The organism is uncultured Gemella sp. (genome assembly GCF_963529685.1).
In the GTDB taxonomy this organism is placed as follows: domain Bacteria; phylum Bacillota; class Bacilli; order Staphylococcales; family Gemellaceae; genus Gemella.
This window is the reverse complement of sequence record NZ_CAUSAI010000008.1, coordinates 15762-42618: the sequence shown is the minus strand read 5'-3', so window position 1 is coordinate 42618 and position 26857 is coordinate 15762. Positions and strand designations below refer to the sequence as shown.

Genomic DNA, 26857 nt, shown 5'->3' with positions numbered 1-26857 from the left:
AAATCAATAATGGCACAAGGGAACGCAACGCCGTTTATAAATCAAGCTAAGAGTAGTGCTGATAGTTTCAACGCAACAGACACGCCAACAAAATCAATAATGGCACAAGGGAACGCAACGCCGTTTATAAATCAAGCTAAGAGTAGTGCTGATAGTTTCAACGCAACACCGACACCGCCTAAGGTATTAAGTGCTATTGATAGTGCTAGTGGTGTAATCTCTGGTGTTATAGGGTTATTAAATAGTATTCCTCGTGAAGTTGTCAGTGTTGTTAGAGTAATGAGCAGTGTTTCCGGAATACCTAGTTTTCCTGGATTCTTTGCAACAGGTGGAAATATAGGAATGTTCGCAAGAGGTGGAAACATTGGACAGACTGAAAGCTTACAACCTAATTATACTGGTATAGTTGGAGAAGCTGGACCAGAATTATTCAGAGTAACTAAGAACGGAGTTAACATTACACCGTTATCAACTAGCGAAAAAATAAAAGGTATAAGCGGTGCATTGGCTGAACATGGTGCTAAAAACAATGGTAATGAAATCAACGTAACAATTAATGTTACTGGTAATAATATTAATAATAAAGAAGATATCAATGTGTTAGTTGACACAATAGAACAAAAATTAGTGAGAAGCATGAAGGAAGTACAAACAATGAGTTTTGGAGGTGGTAGAAATGCCGTTACACTTTAATAAATTAACGTTTAAAGGGAAGTCTACTGCCGACTTTCCTTTTGACATTTACGTAACTGAAAATGACGGAATTAACAAAGCGAAAAGGAAAGATAAAATTTTTACATCAGATGATATGTCAGGCGGTGTAGTAAGGACATCTAACGCTTATGAATTAGTTGAAAAACCATATAAATTACTTATACATGGTGTTAGCTTATCAGAAACAGATGGTGTTTTAGCGTGGTTAGAAGGTAGCGGAAAACTAGTAGCTTCTAATAATCCATATAGATATTATGAAGTATTAACAGTTTCTGCAATACGTTCTAAATTAGGAGAAGTAGATGAATACGAAATAGACGTAACGTTTACTTGTAATCCTTTTTCGTACAGCGTAGATAAAGACTTAAAGACATATACTAGTAACGGAGTGTTAAACAATTCTTCACACGTTGAGATGTACCCTAAAGTAACTGTGTATGGCAATACAACAGAAGCTACAACCTTGACAATAGGAACTCAAGTAATCAGATTAAAAGAGATTAAAGAGAAAGTAGTAATTGAATGTAAACAAGGATATCAAAATGTATTTGATAAAAACGGAGATCTCTTAAATGGTGTTATGCTAGGACCGTTTTTTGAAGTTAAACCAGGAGAGAATGGAATATCTATCGGACAAGGAATTACTAAAGTAGATATTGAGTGTAGATGGGGGGCGTTTGCATAATGTTATATTTATATGATCCCTTTGAAAAAGACTTCACATACAACGGAATTGTGTTAAATAATGCATACGACTCTGATATACACTGGGTATTAAATTCAACTTATAAGCTAACTTTCAAATATCCTACTGTAGATAATGATATGTACAGCATGATAGAAAAAGGAATGATAGTTAAAGCTAATGAAGATAATCGTACAAATCTATTTAGAATTAGAGATATAGAACTAAATGAAAATGATAAAAGTATAACAGTAACAGCGTACCAAAAGACTTTTGACTATAGTAATCGATTAGTAAGTAAATTTGCTAGGTTAGATTCAAATTGTCAAACAGTGTTAGATGAATGGTACGCTAATTTTTTATCAAAAGAAAAAGACTTCACGTATTGGTCTGACATAACACAGACTAATTCATTTGCTACATTCAAAAATGAGAATGACACACAAAGCAAAACAGCATTTGATTTATTAGGACAAATCGCAGACACATTTAAAGGAGATATAGATTTACACGACACTCAAATAAATGTGTTGAAGAAGTTGGGAACAGATACTCAAGAAGTACTTACTACAGCTAAGAATATATCTTCTTTCGTTAACTCATCTAACATAGATGATATAGTAACAAGATTGTATGTTACATCAACTTTCAAGGTTGGAGATAAAGAAGATAAAAAGGAATTAAGAGAGCAACACAAGAAAGAGTTAGCTGCATTAAGAGAAACTCAAAAGCGAGCTTCTAAAGAGTATAATGCAAAGAAAAAATCACAGCAAATGCAAGAGGAGATTAACAGTCGTTATGCTCGTGAGTTATCAAAACAAACTAAGAAGACTAAACGTAGCGGACACACTGTTAAATCTTACTCACAGATTGCTAATGAGGTTGCTAATAAATACAGAGATAGAGATGCAAAAGCTGCACAACGTAAATTAGAAAGCCAAGCACAAGCAGATAGAAGAAAAGCAGAGATAGATAAACTCAAGGCTCAACAAAAAGAAGAAATGGCAGCACTTGATGAAGAAATAACAATTAGCTTAGTTGTGGAAAGTCCATTAATTAATGATTATCCATTTATCAATGAAATGGCAGTATCAAACAATGAACTACAAACCGCAGAAGAGCTTGAAGAGTGGGCTATGGAACATTTCACAAAAGATAATATAGACAAGCCAAAGAACTCAATTAAAGTATCTTATGAACAGTTATCTGAAAAGATTAGTCGAGGAGATACAGTTATTCTTAAATATCTTAAATATGATGTTGATGAAAGAATACGTATTGTGGAAACACATTATGATCCTATGTTAGAACGTTGGAAAAGCTTTGTGTTAGGTAGCAAAGAAGGCAAGTTAGGTAGCGAAATATCTAGCAGTTCGCAAACAGCAGAACTTAGAGCTAATGCATATACAGATGCAATATCATATGATTTTGCGAAGAAGGTAAAAGAACAAGTAGAAAATGTCAATAAGGTTTTCGAGAAAAAAGAAGAGTTATTCAAGAAACAAATAGAAGATGGTATTGAAGTTTCTAAAGCTAAAGCAGAAGTAGTTAAAAACGAAATACGAGAAGAAATAAATAATAGTATTACAGAGCTTAATCATAAGATAGATAACATGAGTAGTTCTAGTATTGAAGATTTAAGAAGGCAAGTAGAAGAAAATAAAACCATTTCAGAAGCAACTATAAAAATGATGGGAACAGAGGATAGTGTAATCTACAGTAAAAATAGATTAGAAGGTTCTTCAGAGAGATATATTCCACCAGGTACAGAATATATTGAGGTAACTCATAATGGAGATGGTTTTGAACTAGGACAACAATATACGATTAGTTGGGAAGCTGTTTGTGTAAAACGTGATTTTTATGATGTAACTGTGAGATTGAGTCGAGCATTACCACACGCAGCTAACGTTATGTTGATTGATAAGTATGGAGCATTTCCAACAGGAGAACATGAATTTAATGTAGGAGAACAAGAAGCTAAATATTTAAGAATATATGACTCTGAATATTATATCAAAGTAGTTAGTAAATGGTTTAAAGAATTAAATGCACCTACATTAATAAGAAATGCTGCAACAATATCAGTACCTATTGTTTATCTTGAATATGCAGATGGAAACGAAAATGACATTGAAGGAAGTTGGAGTGAAAATCCGACATATATTTTTGATGGAGGAGGAAAATAAATAAATGGCAGAAAAAATACCTATAAGAGTGCAACACAAAAGAATGAGTGTTAGTGATTGGGAGTTTAGCGATTTAATATTGTTAGACGGAGAAATTGGAATTGAGACCGAAACTGGAAAAGCTAAGGTCGGTAATGGTCGTGATAGATTCTCCGATTTAAAATACCTAGCTGGAATTAAAGGAGACCAGGGAATACAAGGTATTCAAGGACCTCCAGGAAGAGACGGTGTTGTAACGTTTCAAGCATTATCACAATCTGAAAAAGAGTCTATAAAAGGAGATAAGGGAAAAGATGCTGTAGTTGGTAATTATAATTTAATAGTTAACTCGCTGTTTCCTAATACAAATATCCTAACATCTAGTAGTCCAAATTTATCGATAGTAGTCAATGATTATAACGGACACAATAGTTTAGATGTTAGGAAAAGTGGAGCGACAAGTAATACATGGGCTGGTGTTCAAATAGACACAACTCAAACCAGTTTTAAACAAGGAGACAAACTAGTATTGAGAATGCCAATATATATTTACTCTGATTCACATCTAGACGGATTATATTTAGCTATTAAAAAGCATAGTATCAATAAAACATTAAAAGGAATTAATTTAAGTGATTTACCAAAAGATAAATGGATAGTATATGAAGAAACATTCACAATTACTGAAAATATTAATTTTGGTAATGAAACAAACTGGTTTTTCCTATACTTTGTTAAAAACGGACACATAAAAATTTCAGAACCTTATATAAGCTTTGGAGATGAAGTACCTTCTAGATGGCAACCCAATATTGAGGATTTAAAAGGTAACACAATATTAAATCAACAGAATGGACAATCTCTTAAATATTGGTGTGGAACTGAACAACAATATAATGCATTAGCAGTAAAAGATAACAACACTATTTACGACATTGTGAAGTAGGTGGACTTATGGAACGAGTAAAATTATTAGTCGGAAATAAGGAAGTCGAAAAACGATATGTAGGAAATAAGTTAGTTTGGCAAAAAGGTTTACTTAAATATCTAGAAGGCTGCTATGTGGAAATTAAACAAGATAAATTAATATTAGTTGCTAATGACAGTAGGTTCACTAATACAACAGCAATAAGACGTGTAACATTTAATGATGAAGAATTAGAAGGACTTACAAGCATTACATTTGAGAACTATAAATATAACATCACACTAAGTAATCAAGCTGCTTTTATTAATAAGATGAAATGGGAAGATTTAACAAACAAAACTAATGTTACTGTTAAGTTTTTTGAAAGGTAGGTGGTTAAATGGATATAGAAATTAATGATGTCAAAACTCAAGCAAATTTTAGAAATAATAAATACCAATTCACATTTACCCCACTTAAAAAAGATGCAGCTATTAAGCTTTATCACATGGGCTGCGTTGGAGAAACACAGATTAATCATTTACAAATCGAGAAGGGAAATGATGCAACATCATTTGAAACACCGATTAAACAACCTAACGCCCTTACTGGAGTACTCAAAGAAATTAGAGATCTGGATATTCAAATGAGAGATTTTAACAGTGAGTTCTGGGGTAAAGTAAAGCTTAACAATAAAGGAATGTTGACAGAGTTTCGAGATAAAGAACTAAAAACTCTTCTGACAAGTACAGCAGAAGGATTAAGTACACAGGTTAAAAAAGATATCAATAAAGCTGTAGCAAGCCTTGATTTAAGGATAAATAAAGTAGGTGCTAGTGTTGAGGAGTCATTGAAAAAATCAGACATAACATTAACACCAGAAGGGATATCATTAGGAACTAAAACAACTATTGATGGAAATACCATATCAAGTATGTTAGTTGCAAAACCAGAAGGAATTAAAGCAATCACAAATAAAATGATGATTGGTCCAGCATATGATAACTTAGTTTATTTAGATAAAAGAAGAAGTTTTGAATTTAATGAAGAGTATATTGATATAACAGATTTAATTGATAATGATGTGTTGCTGAAGAGTGATAGATTCCAGTTGTCATTTGACGCCAACTATGACGGAGAATTACCATTTATATTTGAATTAATAATGTCAGTATCATCAACTGACTTTCATGGTAAAATATACGCTTTTCCGTTAATTTCAAGAGGTGCGTTGGCTAGAGACCGTGGTAAAGTTGACATAACACTTGACATAGATAGATTATTCGAAGATTTTGAAGGAATTAAAAGTTATCAATTTCGATTAAGACAAGCTAGTAAAACTAACAATATCAATATGGCGATAAATAATCTTAAATTGTTTAAGAAAAAAGACGCAACGCTAATTGTAGACGGATCAATTAAAGGTAGACAGATTGCCGGAGAAACAATCACAGGTGGACATATTAAAGCCGGAACGATAGAATCTGTGAATATTAACACAGAGGCAATCAAAGCAGAACATTTAAAAGTAGACCAAGCAATGATTAACAAACTATTAGTTAATGATATGTTAGTTACTAATCTGTTTGCTAAAGAAGCGTTCATCAGGAACTTAAAATCAGTTAAAATAACAGCTTCTCAGTTAGAAGCTGATTTTTTACGAGCGTATAAAGGATATTTAGGAGGTTTCCAAATCGGTCGTCACGAAAAAGGCGGAGGGTCGTGGCTTACAGGAGAAAATCAATTCTACGTTGGTATGTCTAACGGTAAAGGCGAATGGGGTCAAACAGCACTCTGGGTTAACTGGGGAGCACGCTGGGACAAAGTAGGACCTGAAGCGTGGTATGTAAAAGAAACTGGAGAAATGTACTGTAAAAATACAGCTAGATTTATGAAAGCCCCAGAAATCTATGACGACTTGTGGGTTACTGGAGAAATTAAATATAGCACAAAGTTTGGTTCAGGACAGTGGATCTCAAGTCCACAGTATAAAAAAATCGAACAAAAAGGCGGTTTCGCTTATATATACTATAGCTCGTATGGTTACGACTGGTGGGAACTTAACAAAGAAATTTCTGACAGGCGATACAAACGCAATATTAAAGAAAGTAATATTAACGCTTTAGAAGTCCTTAGCAAGTTAAAGACTTACAGCTTTACCAAAGAATATGACGGACAAGTAAAAGATATTGAATGTGGAATTATGGCTCAAGATGTCGAGCAATACGTAAATTCTGCATTTAAACAATTACCAGATGATATTAAATCATATAGTGCATTTGAAATGATACCTTATTTGATTAAAGGTATTCAAGAATTAACAAAAGAAATCGAGGTATTAAAAAATGGAAAATAATCAATTACAACCAATTCACTTAATAGCACAGGAGCTATCAGAAAAAACTATTGAATTAGCTAACTACAAGATAGCATATGATAATTTAAGTACTGAACACAAGAAAATTCAAGACTTAATTAATAATAACGAAGAGCTTAAGGAGTTAGTAGAAAAATTAAGTAATAAAGGAGAGTAGTATGGCATTAGAAATTACAAATAGAAACGCAATACCTACTGTCGGTGGATACAGTTCAGTAAACATTACATTTACGCTTAGAAATGGAACTGTATATTTAAACGGTGGTGTAGATTTACCTGGTAAATTTGCTACTGCTAGTGATAGTGAGATCCTTGAAGAGATTAGAAAACAACTAGCTCAACAAATGTTTACGGGAGAAAGTACACCAGCGTTAGTAAGTGAGTATGCTAACTTAAAAGAAGAGGTTACAGTATTAGCAAATAACAAAACAGAGCCAAACGACAGAGTTAAAGCATTACGTAAGTTAGTAGCGAAAGTTAACAAAGGTAATGACAAGTTAATAATGACATTACTATTAAATGTGTTAGATGCAAAAGTTATTAATGATAACAAAGATACTATAATCAATGCATTTGATAACTATGAAATAGGTGTTGAATACTCAACTGGAGACAAGATTAAATACGAAGGTAAGTTATACGAAGTATTAGAAGACCACACATCAGTTGAAGTATGGAAGCCAAATGCAGAAGGCACTAAATATAAAGAAATAGTGTTAACAAGGAAAGAAACAAATGTAAAAGATGATATAGAAGATGAAAAGAACAGATATGTAACAAAAGGACAGCTTGATGAAGCTATGGGAAGTGTTATTAACACAATCTTATCAATGTTTGAAGAAGAGGAGAAAGAAAATGAACATACTGAAGAACATAATGGAAACTTACCACACAACGAAGGGAGTACTGAAAGTCATGAGACCGAGTAGACTAAGATTTAAAAAAGATGATTATTTAGTTCAATTATTTGTAAGACAGATTATTACAAAAGCTAAAACTATTGAGGATGTTCCTCATATTGGTAACTTAAGGGTAGTAGTTCAAGGAGAAGTCGACAGAATAGAAAAAGAATACGAAGAAAGACACAGAGAAAACTAAAATCTCTGTTAAGAGGATTTAGAATGAGTGACGGATTAATATTAGGATTAAGCACTGGAGTTGCAACGCCACTGTTAACATTGATTATTACAAAGTACAACGAAAAAGGCGAAAAAAATCTTAAAGAAATAAACGAAACACTTAAGGAAATTAAGGAACTTGCACAAAAAACAGCAGTCGGAACAAAGACTATTAGTAGGCATAGACTAATTAAAGATATGAACAAAATCATAGCAAGAGGTTACATAACTTCTAAAGAACTTGAGGACATAACTATACTCTATAAATCTTATGAAGAGCTAGGAGGTAACAGTTACGTTTCTGACCTGTTCATAACCTGTAGAAAACTTCCTATAAAGGAGGAAAAATAATTGATAGATAAAAAAATACAACTAACATTTAACACAACAGTAAATAAAAGAGTTAAAGTTCGCAGTAATTGCGAGCTTTACTCTCATGATAAAAACAATAATGAGTTTGAACTTACAATAGGCAATCACACACTTACTAACGAAGAAGCAATAATATTATTCAAGTTTGTTAAGTCAATTAAATATTGGGAAACTCAAGGAAGAATTGAAGATAATAAGATTAAATTTAAGTTTGACACAAGCTTAATCACAGATAATGAAAGAGTAAACTGTTACATCATTCTGAAAAACGAAAATAAAGAGAGTGATGTGTACAGTTTTTCTTTTGACGTTAAAATGTCTGAATATGATTTAAAAGACAATCTACCTGTTAAAGAGCGATACTTTGCTAACGGTGTAGTTGTTGATAAATTAGACGTACTAACAAAAGAAGTGTTAGCAGAGGAGCTAGAGAAAGCTAAAGGCACTTACGCTTTAAAAACAGAAATACTAAGTTCTGAAACAATTGTAAATAAAGCAGTTGAAGAAGTCGAGAAAAAAGGATATTTAACAGAGCATCAGTCACTTAACGGTTACGTTACAGAAACACAATTGAATGAGAAGGGTTATTTAACTCAACACCAGGATATTAGCAAGTTAGCTACAAAAGAAGCTGTGGATGATGTTGCTGCTAAGGTTACAGCGTTAGAAACTAGACCAGTGACATCAAGTTATGATGATAGTGAAATTAAACGAAAACTTAAAGAACTTGAAGATAGACCAACAACAGCTAATATTGATACTAGTAACTTTGTAACAAATACTCAACTAGAAGATAAGCATTACTTAACAGAGCATCAATCGCTTAATGGTTATATTACAGAAACACAATTAAATGAGAAAGGTTATTTAACTCAACACCAGGACATTTCAAAGCTTGCCACTAAGGAACAGTTAGACGAATTAAAGAACAGTCAACCAACAGTTGACAACCTTGTTACTAAAGAACAACTTAGAAAAGCTTTCTTGAACGAAGAAGGTCAGGAGAAATATGTTGATTTAGATACTTTTGTAAGTGCAACCCGTGGAGTTTTAGGAAATTCAACAAACGAGAAAGGGATTGAAGAGTACTTTAACGAAATGTCAAATGGACTTAGTGAAGAAACCAAAGAAATATATTTAGGAGATATTTATAAAAATGCAACGGAAACTAAAGTATATCGTAAAAATGGTTTTACAAACTTTAAAGACATGATGTATGCATTAGCTAAGGTATTTCCAGATAATTATAACTATAAAGATGAAAACCAACGTGTTGATATTCTAACAAATAGAAATTATCAAGATTATATAAAATCTAGTTGGAATGTTGACAGTAATGATTTTGCAACGAAGCGAGAGTTAAACATGGTAAATAGCGACCTACAATTATTAAGAACGCAATCTTATACAAAATTTGAAATGCCGTTTAAATCAACGGATGGACTTAGAGCGGAAGAATATTTAAACAACTCTAGCGAATATGGGTTACCACAGAATTATGGTAGAATATACACCGATAATTATGATAACCACTTAGTTGTTACAGGTAGTCGAAAAAAAGCTAAACTTGAAACGTTGCTATATACAGTAGGAAGTTCGTTGCCCGACTCTTACGAACCGGACTTTGAGTTTTCTGAAAGTGATAACTTGAAATTTATCACAACACAAAACATACATAATTACTTACCAACTAACACTGGTAATACTGGAAACACAACCGAACTAGATAAGCGATTAAAAGTTATTGAAGCTAAACAGTGGGAAATTCACGGTCGAGGAATGCCAAACGGAACAGTAACGGCACCCGTTGGTACTACATACGTAGATGAAGCAGTTACTAACGGAGCTTTAAAATGGATTAAAAAGACTGGAACAGGTAACACTGGTTGGGAAGTTTTAATTGGCGATACAGGTTGGAAAGTACTTCAATCAGTATCGAAATTAGGAGGTTCTTACGTCAAAGTAAGACGTGTTAATAATGTAGTATCTTATCAATTCGGAGGATTGAGTTGGGGCTGGTTTGGTATAGTAAGGCGAGGAGGTGCTGGTTATCAAATACAACCGTCAGACCGAGAGCGAAACTGCTTTATTTTAGGTTTGAACGGTGTACCGCAAGGATACCGTTCAGAATCATCTTTAATAGGTGGGATATACAACGATAAAGGAACACCTTATGGTACATGGTATTTAGGAGGAACTGGAGACGGGAATATGTTGCGTTTTCAATTTACAGACCCAGTACCAACAGACCGAGATATTGGAGATATAAGAGTAAGTTCAATATCTTACTTAACAAGCGACCTATGGCCTGCAAACTAGAAAGGAGGTGAACACAATGATAAACTGGAAAGTACGATTTAAGAATAAACGCTTTGTAATAGCTTTTATTGCAGCATTACTATTACTTGTCAAACAAGTTGCAATGTTGCTAGGATATAATCTAAATACTGAAGTGTTCAACACAAATATAAATGGCGTTGTTGACACAGTATTTTTACTTTTAGGATTGTTGGGAATAGTAAACGACCCAACAACACATGGCTTTTCTGATAGTGAACAAGCCTTAACATATAAAGAACCAAAACAAGACTAGAAATAGTCTTTTTATTTTATTCAAATCACAGGAGGATTTTAAAAATGGTTAGAACAACAGATATAGTAAACGAAGCAAGACGTATCGCAGATTTAGGAATTGGAGTCGACCAAGACGGAGCATATGGAACTCAATGTGTAGACCTACCAAATTATTTAAGTTCATATTTCTTTGGGAAAACATTATGGGGTAACGCAATCAACCTGTTAGACAGTGCGGCAGCGTTAGGTTATAGAGTTGAATATAACATTGTGGGAGACCTTAACAGTAGACCAAGAGCTGGAGCGGTATTTGTAATGGATACTACCTATACAGCAGGTCATTCATACGGACATACTGGGGTTGTTATTGAAGATTCAGACGGATACACAATGAGAACAATCGAACAAAACGTTGACGGCAACTGGGATAGCTTATATGTAGGTGGCCCAGCAAGATATATAACTAGAGATTTTGAAGGGATTGTAGGGTGGTTCTATTATCCGGTTGATGATACACCAGCAAGCACCCCAGTTACAACCGATTTATACGAACTAGACAAACCAAGAGTATTTACAGTTGGTGTAGAGGGGTTAAACGTGAGGTCAGCTCCTTCAACGAGTGCTGAGGTAGTTGCAAACTACTCTAAAGGCGAGGAGTTCAACTACACACATTATTGTTACGCAGATGGTTATGAATGGCTGTCTTACGTAAGTCATAGTGGAGAACGTAGATATGTTGCTAGCATGGAATTAGCTTCAGGAACTGACTATGGTATATGGAGATACTTGTAATTAAATATATTTAGTGATAAAATATACATAGATGAATATTTTTTCATAATTTACTCCCTAAAGCCTAGCTTAATTGCTAGGCTTCTTTTTTTATGCCTAAATTTCCTTTTCTATAGAAATTTTTTAAAATTTCCGTTAAAAATTTTTAATTTATCTATTGACATACACGCTCGAGCGTGTTAAAATATAATTGTAAAGATAAGAAGAGAGGTAAATAAAAATGAGATTCGGAAGAAAAAAATACAACGCTTATAGAAAACGCAGCTTTACAGCTACAGATAATCAACGTAGAGAATACGCTAAAAAAATGGATGAACTTTCAGAAGAGTTTTCAAAATTAGAAGGATGGAATTTATCAAGCATGAAAGATAGTGCTTATAAAGATTTTGGAAATTACTCAGTGAGATTATCTAATCATTCTGCAGACAACAATTACCACAACTTAGACGGAGGATACTTACTAATAAATATTAAAGCTAGTAAACTAGATTTCGTGGATATAATCAACAACAAACTAGATGAGATCCTAGAAAAAATAAACACACTAGACTTAGAAAAATACAGATTCATCAACGTAACAAAAAGTAATATCAACTGTTACTACAAAGGATATAAAACTAAAAAGGATGTAATTTAAATGTGGAAAACAATTCAATTTAACAAGCAAAACATAGAATACGACACAGGGGCGGCAGTTTTAATCAAACTGCCAAACCGTTCTAATTACAAGGGATATAAATTTTGGCATCCAGCAAAGCTAGTAAGAGAGATGAGAAAAGGAAACGGATATTTTCTAACATTAAGCTATACAGATGATTTTGTATTTAAAGTTTTTAAAACTGATAAGAGAGGTAGAAAACTAGACAGTATTGAGTTTACTGGAGATGGTTTAGCTGGAGAGTTCAGACAACTTACTGAATCTGATGACACTAGTTTTTTAGAAATAACAGAACCTGTTAAAGTTGATAGAAAAGTAGAAATAATCAAGGAGTTAGAGAGATGATGTTAACCGAAACTCAACAATGGGCGTTTGATAAATTCAAAAGATTAAAAGTAGGTGCTTTGTTCATGAAACAAGGAACAGGCAAAACAAGAGTAGCATTAGAATTAATAAATACAACTGATAGTGACTTAGTATTATTTTTCACACCTTGCTCAACTAAAGATAATCTACAACAAGAGCTTATTAAATGGCAATTTAACAGGCAGTATATCATTACTGGGTATGAAACATTATCAAGTAGTGATAAAACGTATATAGAGCTTTTAAATGCTATTGAGAACAAGAAAGTATTTATTGTAGCGGATGAGAGTATATTTATTAAAAATGATGATACAAAACGCTATAAAAGATTAATGAGTATCGCTCAAGAAAGTGAGTATAGATTAATTTTAAATGGTACACCGCTAACTAAAAATGAATGGGACATTTACAATCAGATGAATTTTTTGAGCTATAAAATAATAAATATGAGTAAGCAAGAATTTCTAAATGTATTCTTTAAGAAAATATCATATAAGAAAGTTGGACAACGCCCTAGAGAATTTTACAAACTGTCTGATGTTAATATAGAGTTTCTACATCATTTAATAGCTCCATATATATATGAATGTGATTTTAACTTTGATAAAGATGAAACAACACAGCATATAAGGATAATTGCTAGTAATGATAATAGAGAAGTTTATAACGATAGAAAACAAGCATTACTAAACTCTCTAGGAAAAGGAGAGAATATAATTCAACAATTTCAAAATCTAGCATTATCTTGTTTTAATGATAAAAAAAGACACGAAGAAATAGCAGATTATATTAAAAATCAAGGTCAAATAATAGTCTTTTGTACATTCATAGAAGAAGCAGAAAATATAGCTAATGAATTGAACTGTTATTTAATTACAGGATCTACATCATTAAAAGAACGTGCTGTTATTCTTGATAAGTTTAAAAATGATAATAAAGCATTAGTAATGACACTGGGTACAGGAGCTTATGGACTTAATCTACAATTTTGTAACAAGGTAGCTTTTGCTAGTATAACTTTCGACTACTCAAAAACAGAACAAGCAATCAGTAGGATAAAAAGAATAGGACAAGAAAATGATATTGAATATATATATTTCACATCAGACTTAGGAATATTTAATATGATCTTAGAAAATAATGAAAAGAAAAGAGATCTTAAAGAATTGTTGATAGATAAGATAGAACAAGGAGGGAGCTATTTTGAAGAAGTATTGTAATTTAAATGTATATGAAGCAGCACAAGAAAGAGTTAAATATATATTTGATGAGTTTGAAAATATATATGTTTCTTTCTCTGGTGGAAAAGATAGTGGGGTTTGTATGCATTTAATGTGCGAAGAAGCACAACGAAGAAATAGAAAAATAGGTGTATTATTTATCGATATAGAAGCACATTATCAAATGACTATTGATTATGCAAAAAGTATGATAGATAAATATAAAGATGTAATTATACCTTACTGGGTGTGTTTACCTATGGAAACCGACAACAGCTTATCTTATGATGAGATGACGTGGAGCTGGTGGGAAAATGAAAAGAAAGATATATGGGTAAGAGAAATGCCAACAATGGATTATGTTATAAATGTAGACAATAACACTATTGATTATTACAAGTATAAAATGACATTTGAAGACTTTGTAGCAAAGTTTGGAAATTGGTATGGTAAAGGAGAAAAAACAGCTTGTATAATTGGTATCAGAACACAAGAAAGTTTGAATAGATGGCGTGCTTTAACTAATCAAAATAAAACTAGGTATAAAGATACAATGTACTCTACAAAAGTAGATAAGAATGTGTTTAATTTCTATCCTGTGTATGATTGGACAACAGAAGATATATGGGTTTATTATGGGAAAACTGGTAATGAGTATAATAAATTCTATGATCTAATGTATAAAGCGGGTGTATCAATTCATAGTATGAGAATTGATGAACCTTTTGGAGATACAGCAAAAGCAGGATTAAATATGTTTAAAATAATTGAGCCTAAAACATGGGTTAAAATTGTAGGTAGGGTAGCTGGTGCAAATTTTGGTAATATATATGCTCATTCATCAATCAATACAGCAAATTATAAATTGCCAAAAGGTCATACATGGGAAAGTTTCACATACTTTCTATTAGATACTTTACCAGAAACAGCAAGCAATCACTATAGAGAAAAGTTTGATAAGTTTATAAAATGGTGGACTGAAAAAGGTTCAGGAATGAGAAAAGAAGATATAGATATATTAAATATTAATTATAAAGACGCAGTATTTCAAACTGGAGAAATAAGTAACAGAGGAAACAAAGATAAAGAAATAATTAGATTTAAACATGTTGTCGATACTATCCCAGAATTAGACAGCAAGCAAGATGTTTTAACGTGGAAAAGGATGGCAATGTGTATTATTAAAAACGATTACTTCTGTAAAAGTTTATCTTTTGGAATAAGCAAAGAGCAGCTTAAAAGAAGAAAGGAGACAATGAAGAAATATGAAACAATTTTGTAGTCCAGTATATAATATTAAGGCAATACCTATTGAAAAGATACAAGCTAACAGTTATAATCCAAACCATGTAGCACCACCAGAAATGAAGTTATTATATAAGTCTATATTAGAAGATGGTTATACAATGCCTATTGTTTGTTACTATTTAGAAGATGAAGATAGATACGAGATAGTAGACGGATTTCATAGATATACTGTTATGAAAAAACATAAAGATATATTTGAAAGAGAAAACGGCCGCTTACCTGTATCTGTTATTGATAAACCTATTAGCGATAGAATGGCTTCAACTATTAGACATAACAGAGCTAGAGGTAGTCATGATGTAGAACTTATGACAAATATTGTTTCCGAGTTAGTAGAGAGTGGTTGTTCTGACACATGGATAATGAGACATATTGGAATGGATGCAGATGAACTGTTAAGATTAAAACAATTAAGCGGATTAGCTTCATTATTTAAAGATAAATCTTTTTCAAAATCATGGGTTGTTGATTCCGATTAATTCTGATATAATGATAAAAAATATTTAGGAGCGATAACATGGGTAAATTATCAGAAGCAAAATTAAGAGGAAATAAAAAGTGGGATGATAACAATAGAGAAAGAAAAAGATATATTAATAAGAGATCCACAGCAAGAAATTTTATTAAAACTATGGAACGTGAAGATATTCCTGAGTTTGAAGAATTATTAAAAGAAAGAAAAGCTAGAAAAGATTAATCATTGGAGGTAGAAATAAAACTACCTCTTTTTTATTTTGTAAATTTATGTTAAAATAAGCCAGAGGTGGAAGAGATGAAAAGATATTATTTAAACAGTTTTAACAATTTAAGAATGGAAAATTTTCTATTAAGAAATAACGATATACAAAAAGATAATCAGGGGATCTACACAGAAAATATTGAAGATTTCAAAGATTTTCAAGAACAATTTGATAGCTTAGAATATTTTAAGACTATACAAAAATTCATAGATGTTTTTGACTTAGAGTATATGGTTTCTAAAGATAACTTTACTTACTATGTAAGAGTAATAGAAGATGATTCAAACAATGTATTTTCTTTAATATATGAGAGTCAAGATGGCACAGAAGATGTAAATATATCAGACGTGGTAGAAATAAGAAGAGGAGATATTCTCTGTGATTAATTTTAAAATTTAAGTGAGCAAAAAATGGACTCAAGTTAAATTTATATGATGTTATATGAAAATATAAATAACAAGAAACATTATTAAATCAATCATTTAACAACACATAACATTATATAAAATGTTAGTAATATAATGAAAGGGTTTATGGAATAACCTTTACAAACGCTGTTATAATAACAATTTTACACCACTAAACAAAGACAATGGGCAATCATTGGACATGTGAGTTTTAACTATTAAAAGATATATAAATATATACAAAAAATTAAGGCAGTTTAAATAACTGCCTTTTTTAAAATTCTATATCTCTAAATATATCTAATTCTTTTTGTTTTGCTTTTTTAGTTTTGTGAATATACACAGCTCTTGTAATCTCTGTTCCTTTATGACCTAGACGAGCGGATATTAATTCTAATGGTATATCTGCATCCATACATAAACTAGCGTGTGTATGGCGTGTTTTATGAAATGTAAATTTAACAGAGTGAATATTATCTCGAGTCCATTTACTAACAGCACTATATGAGTTATAGTCTCCGTTAGCTTTAGGAAACAGTATTCCGTTGTCAGTATAATAACTGTACATATCGGATTTAATTTTATTCATTTCAACTCTATTCTTAAGGATCTCTTGACACTTTTTATTTAATGATATAACACGCTTAGAGTCATAAGTTTTTGGAGAAGATATATTTTTATAGTGATCTATATTTTTATCAACATTAAGTGTTCCATTATCTAATATATCATCTTCTGTAAGTGCTAGTGTTTCTCCAATCCTTAGTCCGGAATTAATCATAAAGTTTATCATATCGTGATAATACTGATTGTTCTCAACTTCTTTTAATATAACTTCTATTTGTTCTTTTTCAAAGTACTTTCCATCATAATTAACTTTATGTTCTTTTAAATCAAGTTTATCTAACCACATTATATTTTCTATATAATCTAGTTTATACATCATTCTAAGGACTCGTTTAAAGAACTTTAAATAAATATTATAGCTATTATTTGTTACAGCTATTTTCTTGACTAGCGTATCTAAATAAAGAGAGTTAACGTTTAATAGCGGTGTATCGAAATTAGTTCTCTTTGTCTTACTAATTCTACTTTCATATAGTTTATATGTACTAACTTTTATTTCATCTTTAACTCTCTCTAAATACATTTCTAAAGCTGTAAAGAATGTAATTCGGAGATCTACAAATGTTTCTTCTTTAAGTTTCTTTTTCCTAAGTATTTCCGTAGCTAATCTTTTATCTTTCTTTTCAAGAGTGATACTAATTCTTTTTATTTTACCTGTCACATCTTTAACACGTGTACGATATACGTATTTTCCACTCTTACTTTTTTCTACCCACATACTAACACATCCTTTCTTTATTAATAGTAAGATGTGTGATATAATTAAATTAATGAGCGAGGTTCGCTCCACATCTTAAGTAATTTTGAGAGTAATATTGTTATGTGACGATATAATAATACTCAAAATGGACTTACAGTTGACAAACTCACATCTCTTGGCGGGGGCGTGAGTTTTTTTATTTATAACTTGGATAACCAGGGTTTAAAGTAATTTCTAAAGTTTTATTAGTTCCAATATGTGTATATAACCCGTTTTCTCTATTATACTGAAAATGAATATAATCATATTTTAGTATTGGGTCGTTATTTGGGATTACATACATCAATTTATCTCCATTGATGGTTTCGATTGTAGCATTATTATTTAAATATATTTTAAGTTCTTTAAATTTTGCTCTATTTTTTTGATCAAACACAAAGTCGTGAAATTGTTTTTGTGTTACAAAATTGAAATCACTTGTTGTCATTTCCATTTTTCCTATACCATCAGATTCATAATCTATTCTTTCTACAGTCAAAATACTAGCGACCCTTTCACGACCAATTTGTTCTGGTGTTTTTTCCTGTGGTGTTTCTGCTTTAGTTGAGCTACAACCAGTTAATAATATTGTAGATACTACAAGCATCTTAATTAATTTTTTCATAATAATTTCCCTCCTGTCAATTAACAGTAACTCTCGTACTGTAATTGCATTGCTGCTAAATGTTCTATTGATTTATGATTTTCAAATAATGTAAAGAACTGTTTAACATTTCCCTTACCAAAGTTAAATACTATTTTTTTAGCGTCGCAATTATCTATAAATAAATTATATTGATAGTAATTTATTAGTCTAGTACGTAATGCGTTTTTGCTACACCCGAAAGTATTTAACATTCTACCAAACGAATATTTTCTATATAGACATTCTTCTAATGCTTCATCATTAATAAGTAATAGACTAGCACCTACATTAGCTTCTATTTCGTGTTGTGTGTGTCTATCTACGTCAGAAGAAAAATGTCTAGGGGTATCTTTAAAATGCAATAAACAATGTGTTATTTCGTGCATTAAAGTAAACACTTTTCTTTGTCGTATTCCTTGATTGTTAATGGTAATTATAAAATAATCATCTAACTTATCTGCGAAACCATCAACCATTAGTTTATTGAATTTAGGATATTTGATAATCACATTCATATTGTTTTCACAATACTCACTAATGTCATAATGTCTGATATGTGATATTGGTTTATTATAATGTTTTGCAACCTGAGAAATAAAAGGATATATTTCATCTTTTATCCTATAATACTCAGAATGTGCGATATTGAACATCTATTCACTCTCCTTTTTCTTACGCTCTAATAACATTAAGCGATACATATTTTGATATCTTTGTAATTCATTTAACATCTCTTCAGCATCTTCTTTTGAAAAACCTTCAGTATTAATTCTGAACATAGTAGGGTATTCTTTATTTTCTCTACCTAATAGATAGTCAGTAGTAACGTTAAAATAATCTGCTACTATTGTTATTTTATCTATTGAAGGTTTAATATTATTCCATCTATATAATGTATTTTTTGGAAAACCTACAGCTTCTTCAATTTGATTAAATGATACTTTTCTTTGATTTGCTAAATATTTTAACCTTTCATAAAGCATTGGTATAACAACCTTTCTAAGCCTTACAAAATATTTTTTAACAAATATGCTAAAAATCTATTGACTACATTTAACAAATATGCTAAAATTATTATTGTAAGTTAATAAATTTGTTAACAAACTAACTAAACTAATTGATTTTAAAAACGCCAGCCAAAGTGAATTTAACAATTATTTGTTAGTGTCTTTAACATACCTATATATTATCAAATATGTTAAGATATGTCAATGAAAATTAGCTAAATTTGTTAACTTACTATCTTTAAAAAAGAAAGGAGCTTGTCAATGACACCAGAGTTACAAGAGTGGATTTGTAAAGTTAGGGTTGAACTAGCGAGAAAAAATTTAACAAGAACTAAGTTAGCACATGGTATCGGAGTTTCAAAACCTGTAATTTCAGATTTACTAAATTATGGCAAGGGATCACAGAAGGTAATAAACAAAATAAATGCTTTCTTAAATATTAAATAGGAGGTATAAAATGTTAGAGACAATATGGTTAAATCCAGAACGAGCTTCTAAGATCTTTCCTAACATTGGAACTACAAAATTTAATAAGTATAAAGATGAATTTATAAAACTATGGGAACAAGATTATTACCCTAGAGAAACTTATTTAAAAGAATGTAACGGGATAGAAATTAAAGCTTTTGTTCACTATCTAGCTTGGAGAGATTATTTCCAGGATAGCAATTTAATTAACAAAGTAGAATTATTTAAAGGAGTATGGCAATGAAGCTAAAAATTAAAAAAGATAAATTACACATTATATATTGGACAATCGCTGTAGTAAGTGTATGTTTCCTTACTTTAACAAATATCGATTGGAGACAGATTGCAGGATTTTCTACTGGATTTGGTTTTTTAATTCAAGGGATCTTTGATAAAGATTTCAGTAAAAAATATTTTTAGGAGGAATGTATGAACAAGTTAAAAAAATTATTCTGTAGAAGAGGATTTGAATTAATAGACGATATGAACGGTGAATTACCTATAAAATCTACAATTCATAGTGCGGGAGTTGATTTCATAGCTAGTCAAGAAATTGTGATCCCTGCATTTAGATTTAAAGGTGAAGCAACTTTAGTACCTACTGGATTAAAAGCCTTTATGCCAAAAAATGAATGTCTATTAATATTTGCTAGAAGTAGCTTACCAGTTAACCGTGGTCTAATAATGAGTAACGGTGTAGGAGTTGTAGATTCAGATTATTATAACAATTCTAAAAACGAAGGACATATATTACTAGAGTTTAACAATTTAACAAACAAACATCTAACAATTAAAAAAGGCGAAAGAATTGGACAAGGTATTTTCTATAAAGTGCCTAAAGTAAGTTATGGAGTTAGATTAAAAGGAGATAAGCGTGGTGGAGGATTTGGAAGTACAAATAAAGAATAGTTTTAGTGAAAAACAAATGGAAATGCTAAAGCATCTAAATGATTATGGTCTTAAGGTAGAACCTTACGTAAAAGAAAAGTTTCCAACAGGATTTGAAAGTTATGAATTATTTGAAGTACTAGCAGAATATTTCTCTCACACAGCTAAACTATTAAAACAAAAGTATTTAGAAGAGGAGTGTTAGCTAATGAATATTCCTAATTTCAGAGCATACGTTGATAAAAAAATGTATAAAGTTATTGGTTGGTATGGGGATTATATCACACTAGGAAGAAAGTATGAAAGCAGATATATTCAATCAATCAATGTAAAGAAAAATGATGTGATTATCATGTATGGAAGTGATTTAAAAGACAAAAAAGGAAATGAAATATTTAGCGGAGATATCGTTAAAAATACTGATAAAGATATTGGAATAGTGAGATATAAAGACGGATCTTTTGAAGTGGATTTTAAGCAGTATATTCCAGCCCAATTAGGATTGATAAATGATGATTTAGAAATAATTGGAGATATTCATAGAAATAAAAAACTACTAGATAAGATTATTAATAACAATAAAAAAGTTATTTGTTTAAATAGCGTAGAAAAAAGGATTAATAAAAAAAGGAAAAGAACGTCTAAATAGACGTTCAGCGATTACCTATAATATATCATAATTAATCCAAAAATGCAAGATTTCAAAAGAAGAAGGTGATGTTTGTGTTATTGTTTGACGAACAGCCAATAGTATTTGATAGAACGTTAGCAAGAGAAATTGGAGATAGACCAGCTACAGTACTGCAGCGTGTTCATTATTGGATAGAAATAAATCGGAAAAATAGAGATGAAAAGGCGTATAAGGACGGACATTATTGGACTTATAAATCTATTAGAAGATGGTATGAAGAAGATTTTGATTACTTATCATTTTCTACAGTTAGAAGAACCTTTGAAGATCTAATAGCAAAAGAGTTTTTGATAACCGGAGATTATAACAAGTTCGGTGCAGACAGAACAAAATGGTATAGAGTTAATAAAGAAAAAGTAAAAGAACTTTATATAAAATTGGAAAAAGAGAAGAATAAAAAGCAGTTGTCAAATACAACAAATGCAAAAGCTCAAAATGAACCAATGCAAAAGCTCAAAATGAACAATTCTGAAATGCTCAAAATGAGCCAACCTATACATAAGAATAATATAAGAATAATTAATAATGATTATATATCATCTCATTCTAATAATATTATATATAGCGAAAAAAATGAGCTAATGGATGAGAGAGTGAATGATGAAAATAATAAAACTAATAGTCTTAAAAAGAAATACAACACACAGTATTTCAAAGACAGCTTTGGGTATTCCCGAGTCAGCATGAATAAACAAAAGGAATTAGACAAGTGGATTAAATACGCTGTTGATATTTGTTTAATGCCTCCTGATACTAGACTTCACATAGGTAAACAGAGTGTAAAAGCTAGTGAAGTAGTAGAGAGATTAACAGAGTTAAGGCATGAACATATTAATTATATTTTTTCTAGATTAAGTCAAGTTAAGTATCCTACAAACCATCAGAATTACATGTTAGCAGTCCTGTTTAATGCTAAAGAACAATACGAGAGTAGTATTTCGACATTTACAGGAGGAAAAACAAATAATATTCCTGGTAAATACGTTGTACCTGTTCCAGATTACTTGAAAGATAGGATATCAGGCAAGAGTAAAACAAAGGATGAAAGAGTAGTTACTGATGAAGATGAAGAAGCATACAAGGAAATGATGAGTGAATTAACAAAAGGAAAAGAACGCAATGATGTTTAGTGATAATTTCTAACAGGAGGTTATCAATTTGGAGTTTGTAGAACCACTTAGGACACAAGAAGAACTAGATGCAATGAATTATTATTTTAAAAGCAGGAGTGAGCGTGATTACTTACTTTACTACATGGGAATAAATGTAGCTTTTAGAATTAGTGATTTATTAGGATTAAAGGTTGGTGATGTAAGAAACAGGGATAAGATAAGAAGGCGTGAAATGAAGACTGGAAAGTTAAGAGAGATGGTTGTATTACCTAAATTAAAGCGTGTCTTAGATGAGTATTGCATGGATAAAGAAGATGAAGAATACTTGTTTAAATCGACACGATATAAGAACTCTAACAGACCAATCACAAGGACACAAGCATACAGGATATTAAAGACTGGTGCTAAAGAGTGTGGGATAAAGAATATAGGTACACATAGTTTTAGAAAGACGTTTGGTTATCATTTTTACAAAGAAAGTAAGGATGTAGTAACACTTATGAAATTATTCAATCATCATGATCCTAGTATTACATTAAGATATATCGGAATAGAACGTGATGAGATGAGTAAAGCAGTTAAAAAATGGGGTGGATTATAGACCTCATTTTAAAAATAAAATTCATTATGTAACCAATAAGGGAAACATTACATAGGTAAAAATGCAATATATTTAAAATACTGATAACAGTAAGGTTTGAAGATATTAACTAGATGTAACACTTTATAAGATATGATACATACTTATATTATAAATTAATCACTCACTCATTCATTCAAAATATAAATTAAGGAGAAGAATTAATGATTAACAACGTAGTTTTAGTAGGAAGACTAACAAGAGATTTAGAATTAAGATACACTACATCAAATAAAGCAGCTGTTAATTTTACATTAGCGGTCAATAGAAATTTTAAAAATGAAAGAGGAGAATTTCCAGCAGATTTTATAGGTTGTACTGCTTATGGGAAACAAGCGGAGAATATGGCACGATTTCTAAATAAAGGAAGTTTGATTGGTGTAGAGGGTAGAATTTCTACAAGGAATTATCAAGGGAAAGATGGAAAAACAGTATATATTACAGAAGTAATTGCAGATAAAGTTAATTTCTTGGAGAGTAAAAAACAAGGTAATAACAATCAACAAGGATATTCAGAAGCAAGCAATGTTACTGATTTCTATGATTTCAACAGCGAGTACAATCCATTTATGGAACAATAATTAATATGTTTTCTTGGGAAGGATAGAATAAAAAATGGGAAAAAAGAAAATCATTAGAAATAATTTCAGTATAACAAAGCCTGGACAGAAGAAACTGACAAAGCGAGAAGCAATAGATTTAACCATAAGTGAAATAGAAGATAGCTACACTAAAAGATTAAATACAGAAGTTAATTTAAAAGTAGCAGATTTCATTGGTGACTTTTGTTTAGCGTTAGCATGGAGCTTAAGAAATAATCATAATTATGGTGCTAAAAGAATTGAACGTACTATTAGAGAATTATTTGAAGTAGTAAGTGATACGAAAATGAAAGAAGTTGGACAGATACTATTTGATATGAGTGAGATAAAAGAACAGCTTTTAGTTGAAACTGGATTAGATATAGAACCTGTAATTGTAGAAGAAGTTAACAAACATTTAACAAGGGTAAAGGAGTTTAAGGAAAATGAATAAAGTCGTAACTATTAAAGAAATGATTGAAACTATTAAAGAAAAAATGAACTGGAGCGAAGCTATTTTAGCAATCGAGCTAGGGGTAGATTCACAGAATTTATTAGCATGGAAAAGAGGAAGAACGCCACGATCTAAAAACTATAAGAGATTAAAAGAGATATATGAAAGTTTAAGTGGAGATGATACCAAAGATGAATTATCATTGAAGTTTAAACAAACAGAAAATAATATATTAGCAGCACTTTCTGATGTGGATAAAAATTTATTAGAATTACAAAAAACGCTTAATGAAGAGCGTTGGAGTGTAGCATTTACAGAAGCAAATATTAAAGCATGGGTAAATAAAAAGAAACAGTTAGAAAATAAATTGAAAGAAATAAGAAAGGAATATGGAGAAAACAATGTATAAAAAGTCAATGTTTAAAAATGCTAAAAGAGTAGATGTTATAGAAACCACAGAAGATAAAATAGAAAGCTACATAGAAGCTTATAAAAGAGGAGAAATCATTGACCTACCTCCACTAGAAGAAAACGAAGAAATAAAAGAAATCAGTATTATAGGTGGAACAGCTATTATTTACGTTGATGACGTAGGAGGAGAATATGGCAAGAAATAAATTAATAGATCTAAATAATCATTTATTTGAAGCATTAGAAAGAATTAATGATGAAAACTTAAAAGGAGAAAGTTTACAAGAAGAAATAGCTAGAGCTAAGACTATTACAACTATAGGGAATACTATTATAACCAACGCAGATTTAGCATTGGAAGCAGAAAAATATAAAAATGAATTTGGTCGAGGAGCGTCCTTACCATTGATGATTGAAAATGCGAAATAGCGGAAGTTTTAAAAAAGGACATATCCCTTGGAATAAAGGTGTAACTGGGTACATGGGAGCTAACAGAACAAGCTTTAAAAAAGGACATACACCAGCATGTTTTAGAGAATTGTATTCCGAAAGAACAAGTGTAGATGGAATAGTTGAAATAAAAGTAGAAAGAAATAAATGGATATCTAAACATAGATTTGTTTGGGAACAGTATCATAATAGAAAAGTTCCGAAAGGCAAGGTGGTAATATTTCTAGATGGCAATAAAACTAATTTTGAGATAGATAATTTAAAACTAATATCTAGAGGAGCATTATTAATTTTAAATAGAAAATATAAACACATATTAAAAGATAAAGAATTAATGAGATCGTGTGTTGATTTAAGTGAGTTAATTTATGCGATAGGTAAAAGAAAGAAAACAGAAGAAAATGAAAACTAATATTAACGAGCTAATAAGAGAAAAAGGAATAACTAACAAAGAGTTAGCATCATTAACAGGATTACATGTTAAGACAATACGTGAAGTACGTAAGGGATTAACTGTAACAAGAAGTAGTACGTTAAGAAAGATAATGAAGGTGTTGAAGGATGAAAAATGATTTAAAAAATATTTATTACGGAGTTACACAGAAATATAAAATAGATGATAAAACTGGAGACATTACAGCAGGCACACCGTTTATTGAATTGACCTCTGATATGGACGAAGAAAAAGTATATATAAATATAAATAAGATTTCAGAAATTAGTCCTTACCTAACAGGAGCTACAATTAATATGCAAAGTTATTATACAAATGTTAAAGAAAGCTCTGAAAAAATTTTAGAATTAATTAAAAATAAATACATATAAAAAAAGGAGATTAACAATGATTAAAAGAGTAGTAAAAATAGAAACAACAAAAGAAATGATAGCGAACGACATTAACGAATTTATTAGCAACAGCGATATCGACCAACCGATATTGGAAGATAATGAACGTGTAATAGGTTATACAGTGATTGAAGACGTTGAAACATGGTATGTGTTAATTGATATTGAGGAGAGATAATATGATTAAACACGACAAATATATATTACGTGTATATTTTCATAACGGTGAAATGTTAGAAACAGAGACAACAGTAGAAGAGGTAAATAAAATTTGTGAAATTTTCACAGAAAATAAAGAGGACATTTTTTCAAGCGAGATATGTATAGTTGGAGATAATGAAATCGATATGAATGAAGTTGAGCGTATTGCATATAAAGGGATTGAGGAGGATTAAAAATGCCGAATTGGTGTGAAGGATATTTAAAAATTAGAGGTAAGAAAAAGGATCTAAAAAATTTCATAGAAAATGAAATTAGATTAGTTAAATTAAAAAGCATTCTTTCAGGACCTGAATATATTGACATAAAAATGATAGATGATTCAATGGAATGTAGTTTTAAATATAACAAATCGTATAGTGAATTCTTACATTTGAAAAATTCTAGAAGATTTTTTATAGAAAGCGAAGAAATATCAATTTTTAGTGTTTATGATGATACAGATTGTTATTTAACTTTAGAAGTTAAACAAGCGTGGGGCATTGATGTTCAAGAACTTTTAGTAGAGCATAGTAAAAATTATCATGTTGATTTTAATATATATGCTAGTGAGAGTGGTATGGAATTTGAACAATACATCACCGTTATAGATGGGGAGTTAGTGAAAGATGAAGAAAAAGAGTATAATGATTTTCATTTTGAAGCAATTAACCCTAGTTTGGGAGGATAGAA

The 26857-nt window shown here is 30.8% G+C and carries 42 protein-coding genes and 1 pseudogene; 39 read left to right on the top strand and 4 right to left on the bottom strand.

Features of this window, described 5'->3' with window-relative positions; genetic code table 11:
* The 20 genes and pseudogenes from RWS90_RS02585 to RWS90_RS02490 all read left to right on the top strand — a co-directional run.
* Positions 1-693, top strand: a pseudogene (locus RWS90_RS02585) (phage tail tape measure protein); the annotation flags it as partial.
* Complete coding sequence (locus RWS90_RS02580) at positions 677-1399, top strand: hypothetical protein (RefSeq protein ID WP_314548417.1); 723 nt, start codon at positions 677-679, stop codon at positions 1397-1399. The pseudogene RWS90_RS02585 and the gene RWS90_RS02580, both read left to right, overlap by 17 nt.
* Entirely contained in the window at positions 1399-3588 is a 2190-nt protein-coding gene (locus RWS90_RS02575) for a phage tail spike protein (RefSeq protein WP_314548416.1), read from the top strand. The genes RWS90_RS02580 and RWS90_RS02575 overlap by 1 nt, the downstream gene beginning before the upstream one ends.
* Positions 3589-3592: 4 nt before the next feature.
* A complete protein-coding gene (locus tag RWS90_RS02570; RefSeq protein ID WP_314548415.1) occupies positions 3593-4513 on the top strand; it encodes a hypothetical protein in 921 nt (306 codons plus the stop codon).
* Between the two features lie 8 nt (positions 4514-4521).
* Positions 4522-4866, top strand: a complete 345-nt coding sequence (locus RWS90_RS02565) for a hypothetical protein (RefSeq protein WP_314548414.1) — start codon at positions 4522-4524, stop codon at positions 4864-4866.
* 8 nt (positions 4867-4874) lie between these two features.
* The gene (locus RWS90_RS02560) at positions 4875-6830 is read left to right on the top strand and encodes a gp58-like family protein (RefSeq protein WP_314548413.1); all 1956 of its coding nucleotides are present in this window, start codon (positions 4875-4877) and stop codon (positions 6828-6830) included.
* Entirely contained in the window at positions 6820-7008 is a 189-nt protein-coding gene (locus tag RWS90_RS02555) for a hypothetical protein (RefSeq protein ID WP_314548412.1), read from the top strand. Before RWS90_RS02560 ends, RWS90_RS02555 begins: the two co-directional genes overlap by 11 nt.
* 1 nt (position 7009) lies before the next feature.
* Positions 7010-7780 carry a carbohydrate-binding protein gene (locus RWS90_RS02550; protein ID WP_314548411.1) on the top strand — a complete coding sequence of 257 codons (771 nt, stop codon included), beginning with the start codon at positions 7010-7012 and terminating at the stop codon, positions 7778-7780.
* On the top strand, positions 7767-7949 hold the full coding sequence (locus RWS90_RS02545) for a hypothetical protein (protein ID WP_314548410.1): 183 nt from the start codon (positions 7767-7769) through the stop codon (positions 7947-7949). Before RWS90_RS02550 ends, RWS90_RS02545 begins: the two co-directional genes overlap by 14 nt.
* A 23-nt stretch (positions 7950-7972) precedes the next feature.
* Entirely contained in the window at positions 7973-8320 is a 348-nt protein-coding gene (locus tag RWS90_RS02540; protein ID WP_314548409.1) for a hypothetical protein, read from the top strand.
* Positions 8321-10660 (top strand): hypothetical protein, encoded by a 2340-nt coding sequence (locus tag RWS90_RS02535; RefSeq protein WP_314548408.1) that lies wholly within the window; start codon positions 8321-8323, stop codon positions 10658-10660.
* 16 nt (positions 10661-10676) lie between these two features.
* Positions 10677-10934: a phage holin gene (locus RWS90_RS02530; RefSeq protein WP_314548407.1), complete on the top strand. Its 258-nt coding sequence runs from the start codon at positions 10677-10679 to the stop codon at positions 10932-10934.
* 44 nt (positions 10935-10978) lie between these two features.
* Entirely contained in the window at positions 10979-11707 is a 729-nt protein-coding gene (locus RWS90_RS02525) for a CHAP domain-containing protein (RefSeq protein WP_314548405.1), read from the top strand.
* A 220-nt stretch (positions 11708-11927) separates the two neighbouring features.
* Positions 11928-12344 (top strand): hypothetical protein, encoded by a 417-nt coding sequence (locus tag RWS90_RS02520; RefSeq protein ID WP_314548404.1) that lies wholly within the window; start codon positions 11928-11930, stop codon positions 12342-12344.
* Entirely contained in the window at positions 12345-12710 is a 366-nt protein-coding gene (locus tag RWS90_RS02515) for a hypothetical protein (RefSeq protein WP_314548403.1), read from the top strand.
* Positions 12707-13951: a DEAD/DEAH box helicase gene (locus RWS90_RS02510; protein ID WP_314548402.1), complete on the top strand. Its 1245-nt coding sequence runs from the start codon at positions 12707-12709 to the stop codon at positions 13949-13951. Before RWS90_RS02515 ends, RWS90_RS02510 begins: the two co-directional genes overlap by 4 nt.
* On the top strand, positions 13935-15233 hold the full coding sequence (locus RWS90_RS02505) for a DUF3440 domain-containing protein (RefSeq protein ID WP_314548400.1): 1299 nt from the start codon (positions 13935-13937) through the stop codon (positions 15231-15233). The genes RWS90_RS02510 and RWS90_RS02505 overlap by 17 nt, the downstream gene beginning before the upstream one ends.
* The gene (locus tag RWS90_RS02500; protein ID WP_314548399.1) at positions 15217-15738 is read left to right on the top strand and encodes a ParB/RepB/Spo0J family partition protein; all 522 of its coding nucleotides are present in this window, start codon (positions 15217-15219) and stop codon (positions 15736-15738) included. The genes RWS90_RS02505 and RWS90_RS02500 overlap by 17 nt, the downstream gene beginning before the upstream one ends.
* A 38-nt stretch (positions 15739-15776) precedes the next feature.
* Positions 15777-15956 (top strand): hypothetical protein, encoded by a 180-nt coding sequence (locus tag RWS90_RS02495; RefSeq protein ID WP_314548397.1) that lies wholly within the window; start codon positions 15777-15779, stop codon positions 15954-15956.
* 75 nt (positions 15957-16031) lie between these two features.
* Entirely contained in the window at positions 16032-16385 is a 354-nt protein-coding gene (locus tag RWS90_RS02490) for a hypothetical protein (RefSeq protein ID WP_314548396.1), read from the top strand.
* A 295-nt stretch (positions 16386-16680) separates the two neighbouring features.
* Here RWS90_RS02490 and RWS90_RS02485 read toward each other — a convergent pair whose 3' ends face one another.
* The 4 genes from RWS90_RS02485 to RWS90_RS02470 all read right to left on the bottom strand — a co-directional run bounded on the left by RWS90_RS02485 (position 16681) and on the right by RWS90_RS02470 (position 19401).
* A complete protein-coding gene (locus tag RWS90_RS02485) occupies positions 16681-17751 on the bottom strand; it encodes a site-specific integrase (protein WP_314548395.1) in 1071 nt (356 codons plus the stop codon).
* A 178-nt stretch (positions 17752-17929) separates the two neighbouring features.
* The gene (locus tag RWS90_RS02480; protein ID WP_314548394.1) at positions 17930-18397 is read right to left on the bottom strand and encodes a hypothetical protein; all 468 of its coding nucleotides are present in this window, start codon (positions 18395-18397) and stop codon (positions 17930-17932) included.
* Positions 18398-18417: 20 nt separating this feature from the next.
* Positions 18418-19071, bottom strand: coding sequence for an ImmA/IrrE family metallo-endopeptidase (locus tag RWS90_RS02475; RefSeq protein WP_314548393.1), 654 nt, complete (start codon positions 19069-19071; stop codon positions 18418-18420).
* Entirely contained in the window at positions 19072-19401 is a 330-nt protein-coding gene (locus RWS90_RS02470; protein ID WP_314548392.1) for a helix-turn-helix transcriptional regulator, read from the bottom strand.
* 285 nt (positions 19402-19686) lie between these two features.
* Here RWS90_RS02470 and RWS90_RS02465 point away from each other — a divergent pair, with 285 nt between their 5' ends.
* The 19 genes from RWS90_RS02465 to RWS90_RS02375 all read left to right on the top strand — a co-directional run bounded on the left by RWS90_RS02465 (position 19687) and on the right by RWS90_RS02375 (position 26855).
* Positions 19687-19872, top strand: a complete 186-nt coding sequence (locus RWS90_RS02465; protein ID WP_314548391.1) for a helix-turn-helix transcriptional regulator — start codon at positions 19687-19689, stop codon at positions 19870-19872.
* A gap of 10 nt (positions 19873-19882) precedes the next feature.
* Positions 19883-20137, top strand: a complete 255-nt coding sequence (locus RWS90_RS02460; RefSeq protein ID WP_065377871.1) for a hypothetical protein — start codon at positions 19883-19885, stop codon at positions 20135-20137.
* Positions 20134-20313 (top strand): hypothetical protein, encoded by a 180-nt coding sequence (locus RWS90_RS02455; protein ID WP_065377870.1) that lies wholly within the window; start codon positions 20134-20136, stop codon positions 20311-20313. Before RWS90_RS02460 ends, RWS90_RS02455 begins: the two co-directional genes overlap by 4 nt.
* A 9-nt stretch (positions 20314-20322) precedes the next feature.
* Positions 20323-20802 carry a hypothetical protein gene (locus RWS90_RS02450; protein WP_314548390.1) on the top strand — a complete coding sequence of 160 codons (480 nt, stop codon included), beginning with the start codon at positions 20323-20325 and terminating at the stop codon, positions 20800-20802.
* A complete protein-coding gene (locus RWS90_RS02445) occupies positions 20780-20986 on the top strand; it encodes a hypothetical protein (protein ID WP_314548389.1) in 207 nt (68 codons plus the stop codon). The genes RWS90_RS02450 and RWS90_RS02445 overlap by 23 nt, the downstream gene beginning before the upstream one ends.
* A gap of 3 nt (positions 20987-20989) precedes the next feature.
* Positions 20990-21430: a YopX family protein gene (locus RWS90_RS02440; protein WP_065377867.1), complete on the top strand. Its 441-nt coding sequence runs from the start codon at positions 20990-20992 to the stop codon at positions 21428-21430.
* A gap of 74 nt (positions 21431-21504) precedes the next feature.
* On the top strand, positions 21505-22602 hold the full coding sequence (locus RWS90_RS02435; protein ID WP_314548387.1) for a hypothetical protein: 1098 nt from the start codon (positions 21505-21507) through the stop codon (positions 22600-22602).
* Between the two features lie 28 nt (positions 22603-22630).
* Positions 22631-23185, top strand: coding sequence for a site-specific integrase (locus RWS90_RS02430; RefSeq protein WP_065377865.1), 555 nt, complete (start codon positions 22631-22633; stop codon positions 23183-23185).
* A 203-nt stretch (positions 23186-23388) separates the two neighbouring features.
* Positions 23389-23805, top strand: coding sequence for a single-stranded DNA-binding protein (locus tag RWS90_RS02425; RefSeq protein ID WP_314548386.1), 417 nt, complete (start codon positions 23389-23391; stop codon positions 23803-23805).
* A 34-nt stretch (positions 23806-23839) separates the two neighbouring features.
* Positions 23840-24259: a hypothetical protein gene (locus RWS90_RS02420; protein WP_314548385.1), complete on the top strand. Its 420-nt coding sequence runs from the start codon at positions 23840-23842 to the stop codon at positions 24257-24259.
* On the top strand, positions 24252-24668 hold the full coding sequence (locus tag RWS90_RS02415; protein ID WP_314548383.1) for a hypothetical protein: 417 nt from the start codon (positions 24252-24254) through the stop codon (positions 24666-24668). Before RWS90_RS02420 ends, RWS90_RS02415 begins: the two co-directional genes overlap by 8 nt.
* Positions 24661-24876 (top strand): hypothetical protein, encoded by a 216-nt coding sequence (locus RWS90_RS02410; protein WP_065377862.1) that lies wholly within the window; start codon positions 24661-24663, stop codon positions 24874-24876. Before RWS90_RS02415 ends, RWS90_RS02410 begins: the two co-directional genes overlap by 8 nt.
* On the top strand, positions 24863-25099 hold the full coding sequence (locus tag RWS90_RS02405; protein ID WP_065377861.1) for a hypothetical protein: 237 nt from the start codon (positions 24863-24865) through the stop codon (positions 25097-25099). The genes RWS90_RS02410 and RWS90_RS02405 overlap by 14 nt, the downstream gene beginning before the upstream one ends.
* A complete protein-coding gene (locus RWS90_RS02400) occupies positions 25089-25532 on the top strand; it encodes an HNH endonuclease signature motif containing protein (RefSeq protein ID WP_314548381.1) in 444 nt (147 codons plus the stop codon). Before RWS90_RS02405 ends, RWS90_RS02400 begins: the two co-directional genes overlap by 11 nt.
* Complete coding sequence (locus RWS90_RS02395; RefSeq protein ID WP_314548380.1) at positions 25522-25692, top strand: helix-turn-helix domain-containing protein; 171 nt, start codon at positions 25522-25524, stop codon at positions 25690-25692. Before RWS90_RS02400 ends, RWS90_RS02395 begins: the two co-directional genes overlap by 11 nt.
* Positions 25682-25945: a hypothetical protein gene (locus RWS90_RS02390; protein WP_314548378.1), complete on the top strand. Its 264-nt coding sequence runs from the start codon at positions 25682-25684 to the stop codon at positions 25943-25945. Before RWS90_RS02395 ends, RWS90_RS02390 begins: the two co-directional genes overlap by 11 nt.
* Before the next feature lie 16 nt (positions 25946-25961).
* Positions 25962-26144, top strand: a complete 183-nt coding sequence (locus RWS90_RS02385; RefSeq protein WP_314548377.1) for a hypothetical protein — start codon at positions 25962-25964, stop codon at positions 26142-26144.
* Between the two features lies 1 nt (position 26145).
* Positions 26146-26361, top strand: a complete 216-nt coding sequence (locus tag RWS90_RS02380) for a hypothetical protein (RefSeq protein ID WP_314548376.1) — start codon at positions 26146-26148, stop codon at positions 26359-26361.
* Positions 26362-26363: 2 nt separating this feature from the next.
* Positions 26364-26855 (top strand): hypothetical protein, encoded by a 492-nt coding sequence (locus RWS90_RS02375; RefSeq protein ID WP_314548375.1) that lies wholly within the window; start codon positions 26364-26366, stop codon positions 26853-26855.
* Positions 26856-26857: the final 2 nt, after the last annotated feature.